Raw genomic sequence first — 6,511 nt, 5'->3', positions numbered from 1 at the left:
CTCCCCTTCGCCGACCACGATCGACGCGACCCGGCCGCGCCAGATGTCGCCGTCGCGCGCGACGAGGCGGGCGACGTCGGGATGCCGCGCCCAGAGCTGTGCGCGCTCGCCCGTGTGACGCACGGCGACGGCCGATGCGACGTCATCGCGGGCCCGCGCGGCATCGGCCGCCGCCCGTCTGCCGTCCTTCCTCGCCGCTCGGCGCGCATCCAGCACCGTCGCCGCGGCGATCACCGGACCCAGGAGTGCGAACCACAACGAGAACACCGAACCGGTGACGAGCCAGAGGGCCACGGCGCCGACGACGGGGACGATCGCGGCGACGAGGGGCAGCGGTGGACGCGCCGGCGGACGCCATGCGGCGGGAAGCGTCAGGGGCTCGTCGTCGGAGGCGAGGGTGTCGACGATCGGGGAAGCGGTCGAGCGCATGCGCCCAGTCCACCGCCCTCGACGTCCTACAGGACGGCCGGATGAAGGATCTGTGGATCCCTCGGCTCAGTCCCCGGCTGGGGAGGAACCGCCATCGACCGTCGAATCGTCGTCTGCGGCCGAACCGTCCTCAGCGTCTGTCGCCGGCCGGCCGACGTCCAGCACGATGACCGTGATGTTGTCGCGCCCGCCGTTCTCGAGCGCCGCCTCGAGCATCGCGGCCGCCGCGTCGGCGGGGTCGGAGTTCTCGTCGAGGAAGTGACGGATGCCGTAATCCGTGAGCTCCTTCGTCAGCCCGTCCGAGCAGATGACGAACCTGTCCCCCTCGATCACGTCGAGCCGGACGTAGTCGGGCGTGACGCCCTCGCTGGGTCCCACAGCCCGCGTGATGACGTTGCCGTAGGGGTGGTTCTCGGCCTCTTCGGGGCTGAGACGGCCGGCGGCGACAAGTTCCTGCACCACCGAGTGGTCGGTCGTGATCTGCACGATCGCGCCGTCGCGCACCAGATAGACGCGGGAGTCGCCGATGTTCAGCGTGACCCAGTGCGGGGCATCCCCCGTGGTGTCGAGGAAGACGCCGGTCACCGTGGTGCCGGTGCCGTCATCGGTGGCCTCGGGGTGCGACGCGATGTCCTTCACGGCCCGCGCCAGCGCCTTCTCGATCGTCTTCGTCGACACGTGGCCGCTGTCGGCGACCGCGCGGAGACGCTCGATGGTGCTGGCACTGGCGATCTCGCCGCCGACGTGGCCGCCCATGCCGTCCGCCACCACGAAGAGCGGGTACGAGGCGAACATCGCGTCCTGGTTGACCTCACGCCGCCGACCGGTGTCGGTCAGTGCGGCCCACGAGAGCTCCAGGACGCCACCGGGCACGGGGACGGCGAGAGACTCGGTGGAAACCTCGGGCACGCCGTGTCCTCCCCGTCCGATGCACACGGGCCCTACGCCCCTGCGTCCTCACATACTAGTGGGTTACTCCACGGCGTCCTCGGACTCGGCGAGCGTCTCCACGACGATCTGCGCCGTCGTCGGAGGTGGGGCGAGCGGCACGGTGGCCACCGACACCAGGTCCTCGTCCTCAGCAGCTCCCTCGAACTGGGCGTTGTAGAGCCGCGAGTACGCGCCGTTGACCTTCAGGAGCTCGTCGTGGGAGCCCTGTTCGACGATGGCGCCGTTCTCCATCACCAGGATGAGGTCGGCATCCCGGATCGTCGACAGCCGGTGAGCGATCACGAATGCCGTCCGGTCCTCGCGCAGCCGCGACATGGCCCGCTGGATCAGCAGCTCGGTGCGGGTGTCGACCGAGGAGGTCGCCTCGTCGAGGATGAGGATGCGCGGGTCGGCCAGGAATGCGCGCGCGATGGTGATGAGCTGTCGCTCTCCGACGCTGAGGTTCGTCGCCTCGTCGTCGAGCATCGTGTCGTAGCCTTCGGGAAGCGCGTGCACGAAGCGGTCGACGTAGGCGGCCGTCGCCGCGGCGACGATCTCCTCCTCCGAGGCGTCCGGTCGTCCGTAGGCGATGTTCTCGCGGATGGAGCCCGAGAAGAGCCACGTGTCCTGCAGCACCATGCCGGTGCGTGCACGCAGGTCGTCGCGCGTCATGTGCCGGGTGTCGACGCCGTCCAGCGTGATGGTTCCGGAATCGACGTCGTAGAACCGCATGATGAGGTTCACGAGGGTCGTCTTGCCCGCACCGGTCGGGCCGACGATCGCGACGGTGCTTCCGGGCCGTGCGGCGAGCGTCAGGCCGTCGATGAGCGGCTTGTCGGCGACGTAGCGGAACGAGACGTCCCTGAACTCCAGGTGGCTGGCCGAGTCCGGCGCGGTCTCGGCGGGGTCGTCATCGGGCGTCTGCTCGTCCTCGTCGAGCAGCTCGAACACCCGCTCGGCGCTCGCCACGCCGGACTGCAGCAGGTTGGCCATCGAGCCGAGCTGGCTCAGCGGCTGGGTGAACTGGCGCGAGTACTGGATGAACGCCTGGACGTCGCCGATGGACATCAGACCCGCTGCGACCTGCAGTCCGCCCACGACGGCGATGGCCACGTACACCAGGTTGCCGACGAACATCATCGCGGGCATGATCACGCCCGAAAGGAACTGCGCGCCGAAGCTGGTGCGATACAGCTCGTCGTTCTCGGTGCGGAAGTCCGCCTCGACCTCCTTCTGGTGGCCGAAGACCTTCACGATCGAGTGGCCGGAGAAGGTCTCCTCGACACGGGCGTTGAGCACGCCGGTCGTCTTCCACTGCTGGACGAAGAGCTTCTGCGAGCGACGCGCGACGAGCACCGTGATGAGGATCGTGAGCGGGATCGTGACGAGGGCGATCACCGCGAGCAGGGGCGAGATGATGAACATCATCGTCAGTACGCCGATCACCGTGAGCAGCGAGATGACCACCTGCGACAGGGTCTGCTGCATCGTCTGACCGATGTTGTCGACGTCGTTCGTGACGCGGCTCAGCAGGTCGCCGCGCTGCACGCGGTCGAAGTACGACAGCGGGAGCCGCTGCACCTTGTCCTCGACCTGCAGGCGCAGGCGATGCATCGACCGCTGCACCACGCCGTTGAGGATCCGGGCCTGCAGCCATCCGAAAATGCTCGAGAACACGTAGACGGCCAGCACGAGTGCCAGGATGCGCGCCAGCTGCTCGAAGTCGACGCCGGCTCCGGGGACGAAGTCCATCGCGGCGATCATGTTCGCCTGATCCTGGTTGCCCGAGGCGGCGAGCTGATCGACGACCTGCTGCTGGGTCATCCCTTCGGGGACCTGCAGCGAGATGAAGCCGGCGAACACCACGTTCGTGCCTTCGCCGAGCAGCTTCGGGCCGATCACCGAGAGCGTCACCGAGAGGATGCTGAAAACGAGCACGACGATGAGCTGCGGCATCTCGGAGCGCAGGGTGCCGAGCAGACGCCTCGCGCTGGGGCCGAAGTTGTTCGCCTTCGCCGCCGGCGCGCCGGCACCGCCGAAGGGGCCGCCGCGGGGGCCGGCGGGGGCCGGACGCGAGTTCTGGGTGCCGCTCATGCCGCCGCCTCCGCTGCGAGCTGGGATTCGACGATCTCCCGGTACGTCTGGCATGTCTCCACGAGGTCGTCGTGCACGCCGATGCCCACGACGCGTCCGTGATCGAGCACGACGATCTGGTCGGCGTGCTGGATCGTCGACACGCGCTGCGCGACGACGAGTCTCGTCGCATCCGGCAGATGGGTGTCGAGCGCGCGCCGGAGCTCGGCATCCGTCCGCAGGTCCAGTGCCGAGAACGAGTCGTCGAAGATGTACGCCTCCGGCCGTTTCACGAGAGCCCGCGCGATCGCGAGCCGCTGCCGCTGGCCGCCCGAGACGTTCGTGCCGCCCTGGGCGATCTGCGCCTCGAGTCCGTCGGGCATCGCGCGGACGAAGCCGGCGGCCTGCGCCAGCTCGAGCGCCTCCCACAGCTGTTCGTCGGTGGCGTCGTGATCGCCGTAGCGCAGGTTGGACGCGATCGTGCCCGAGAACAGGAACGCGCGCTGCGGGACCAGCCCGACGCGCGTCCACAGCTCGTCGGGATCGTAGTCGCGCACGTCGACGCCGTCGACGCGGACGCTCCCGGCCGTCACGTCGAACAGGCGCGGCACGAGGCTGATGAGGGTCGTCTTGCCGGAGCCCGTGGACCCGATGACAGCGGTCGTCGTTCCCGGCTCGATCGTGAAGGTGAGGTCGTGCAGCACCGCGTCCTCGGCCCCGGGGTACGCGAAGTCGACGTGGTCGAACTCGATCCGTCCTTCGGGAGCGGGAGCGGATGCCGCGACCGCGGGCGCCGCCACCGAGGCGTCGGTCTCGAGCACCTCTCCGATCCGGTTCGCGCAGACCGCGGCGCGCGGGATCATGACGAACATGAACGTGGCCATCATGACGCCCATGAGGATCTGCATCAGGTAGGTGAGGAAGGCGAACAGCGTGCCGATCTGCACGCCGTTGTTCTGCACCTGGAAGGCACCGAACCAGATGACCGCGACGCTCGACAGGTTCATGACGAGCATCACGGCTGGGAACATCAGCGCCATGAGGTTGCCGGCACGCAGCGCCGTGTCCTTCACGTCATCGCTGGCGCGTTCGAAGCGCGCACGCTCCTCCCGCTCGCGCACGAACGCGCGCACCACGCGAATCCCGGTGAGCTGCTCGCGCATGATCTGGTTGACGCGGTCGATGCGCTTCTGCATCTGCGTGAACGCCGGGACCATCCGCCACACGATGAGACCCACGATGATGAGCAGCACCGGGATCGCGACCGCCATCAGCCACGACAGGCCGACGTCCTGGCTGATGGCCAGGATCACGCCGCCGATCGCCAGCATCGGGGCCGAGATCATCAGCGTCGCCGACACCTGCACCAGCATCTGCACCTGCTGCACGTCATTGGTGTTGCGCGTGATCAGCGACGGCGCCCCGAACTGTCCCACCTCGCGCTGCGAGAACGCGACCACGCGGTGGAAGAGGTCGCCGCGCAGATCACGCCCCATTCCCATGGCCAGCCGCGAGCCGAAATACACCGCGATGATCGCGCACACCACCTGCACCAGGCTGACGATCAGCATGAACCCGCCGGTCGACCAGATGTACGGGATGTCGCCGGTCACGACGCCGTTGTCGATGATGTCGGCGTTGAGCGTCGGCAGCCACAGCGATGCGATCGACTGCGCCAGCTGGAAGACGACGACTGCCACGATGAGGGGCCACGCCGGCTTGAGGTAGCGCACCAGGAGCTTTCCGAGCACGACGGTCCTTTCGGCGCGCGGAACACGTCCGCTCCCGCGGACCGCGCACGAGAAGTGACGCTACGCCTGCGTCCGCTGCGGCGACAAGCCGTGGCGTACGCCGTGGGCGAACTCGCTCCGGACGCCGGCGCGGGTGCTGTCAGGCCGCAGCTTCGGGCGGCGGGAAGAGGCCGTCGATGGTGGCGAGATCGTCCTCCGAGGGGGTCCACGCCGACGCCGCCGCCGCATTGGCCAGGACCTGCTCGGGCGTCGTCGCACCGGCGATGACGCTCGAGATCGCGCGGTGCGACAGCAGCCATCCGAAGGTGGCCTCGAGCATCGTGATGTCCCGGTCGTCGCAGAATGCCTGGAAGGCCTCCAGCGCGTCCCACGGCGCGTCGTCGTAGAGGTGACGGCGCTGCCGGATGATGCGCGTATCGGCGGGTGCGGCATCCCGTGTGAACTTGCCGGTCAGCAGTCCGTTGTGCAGCGGGAAGTACGGGAAGAAGCCGAGACGGTAGCGCTCGACCGCCCGCAGCACGTTCCGCTCGGCGTCGCGGGAGAGGAGGCTGTACTGGTTCTGCGACGAGACGAACGGCACCCCGTGGCGCATGAGCGCGGTGAAGTGCGCCTCGGCGATCTGCCATCCCGAGAAGTTCGAGTGGCCGATGTAGCGCACCTTCCCCTCGCGAACGAGGTCGCCCAGCGCGTCGAGGGTCTCTTCGAGCGGGGTGTCGCTGTCGGGCACGTGCAGCTGGTAGAGGTCGATCCAGTCGGTCTGCAGACGTGTGAGGGATGCCTCGACCGCACGCCGCACGTAGGATCGCGAGCCCTTCGCACCCGACGGCGGGTAGCCCATGTCCCGGCCGGGGTGACCGAACTTCGTGGCGAGCGTCACCTGATCGCGGCGACCGCGCAGGGCTTCCCCCATGAGTGTCTCGGACTGGCCGGGCTCGCCGCCGTACATGTCGGCGGTGTCGAGGAACGTCACGCCGGCATCGATGGCCGCATCCAGCACCGCACGGGTGCCCTCCAGCGTCTCGGTGCGCGTGCCCTCACGACCGAAGTTGTTGCAGCCGAGTCCGACGGCGGAGACGAGGAGACCGGAGGCGCCCACGCGGCGCAGGGGAACAGTCGAGGTCATGCCTCTACGCTAACCCCGCTCACGACGCGACCCGCGACGGCCGCTGCGCGCCGAGGCCTCTGCCGCCGGGGCCCTGGCCGGGCGGGGCGCGAGAGCCGACGGCCCGGCCCGCTCAACGCGACAGCCCCTCGCCGGGCGGCGAGGGGCTGTCGTGGAACGCTACGGCTTCGGAGCCTCCGGCGCGGGAGGCTCCGAAGCCCTAGCG

The 6,511-nt window shown here is 69.0% G+C and carries 4 protein-coding genes and 1 pseudogene; all 5 read right to left on the bottom strand.

From position 1 onward, the window contains the following. Nucleotides 1-429 (bottom strand): annotated as a pseudogene (locus ACI3KY_RS19850) (cell division protein FtsK); the annotation flags it as partial. Nucleotides 430-495: 66 nt separating this feature from the next. Then, nucleotides 496-1,338: a PP2C family protein-serine/threonine phosphatase gene (locus ACI3KY_RS19845; protein ID WP_404931850.1), complete on the bottom strand. Its 843-nt coding sequence runs from the start codon at nucleotides 1,336-1,338 to the stop codon at nucleotides 496-498. Nucleotides 1,339-1,401: 63 nt separating this feature from the next. Continuing rightward, the gene (locus ACI3KY_RS19840; RefSeq protein ID WP_404931849.1) at nucleotides 1,402-3,453 is read right to left on the bottom strand and encodes an ABC transporter ATP-binding protein; all 2,052 of its coding nucleotides are present in this window, start codon (nucleotides 3,451-3,453) and stop codon (nucleotides 1,402-1,404) included. Further along, nucleotides 3,450-5,183: an ABC transporter ATP-binding protein gene (locus tag ACI3KY_RS19835; RefSeq protein WP_404931848.1), complete on the bottom strand. Its 1,734-nt coding sequence runs from the start codon at nucleotides 5,181-5,183 to the stop codon at nucleotides 3,450-3,452. The genes ACI3KY_RS19840 and ACI3KY_RS19835 overlap by 4 nt, the downstream gene beginning before the upstream one ends. A 139-nt stretch (nucleotides 5,184-5,322) precedes the next feature. Further along, entirely contained in the window at nucleotides 5,323-6,306 is a 984-nt protein-coding gene (locus tag ACI3KY_RS19830; protein WP_404931847.1) for an aldo/keto reductase, read from the bottom strand. Nucleotides 6,307-6,511: the final 205 nt, after the last annotated feature.

The sequence above is a fragment of the Microbacterium sp. ZW T2_14 genome, from assembly GCF_044987405.1.
GTDB lineage: Bacteria > Actinomycetota > Actinomycetes > Actinomycetales > Microbacteriaceae > Microbacterium.
This window is presented reverse-complemented; position numbering and strand designations above follow the sequence as displayed.

Excerpts from the sequence above, each read along its gene's own strand:
- ACI3KY_RS19840 (WP_404931849.1), bottom strand. The coding sequence starts at position 3,453 with ATGAGCGGCACCCAGAACTCGCGTCCGGCCCCCGCCGGCCCCCGCGGC.
- ACI3KY_RS19830 (WP_404931847.1), bottom strand. The coding sequence starts at position 6,306 with ATGACCTCGACTGTTCCCCTGCGCCGCGTGGGCGCCTCCGGTCTCCTC.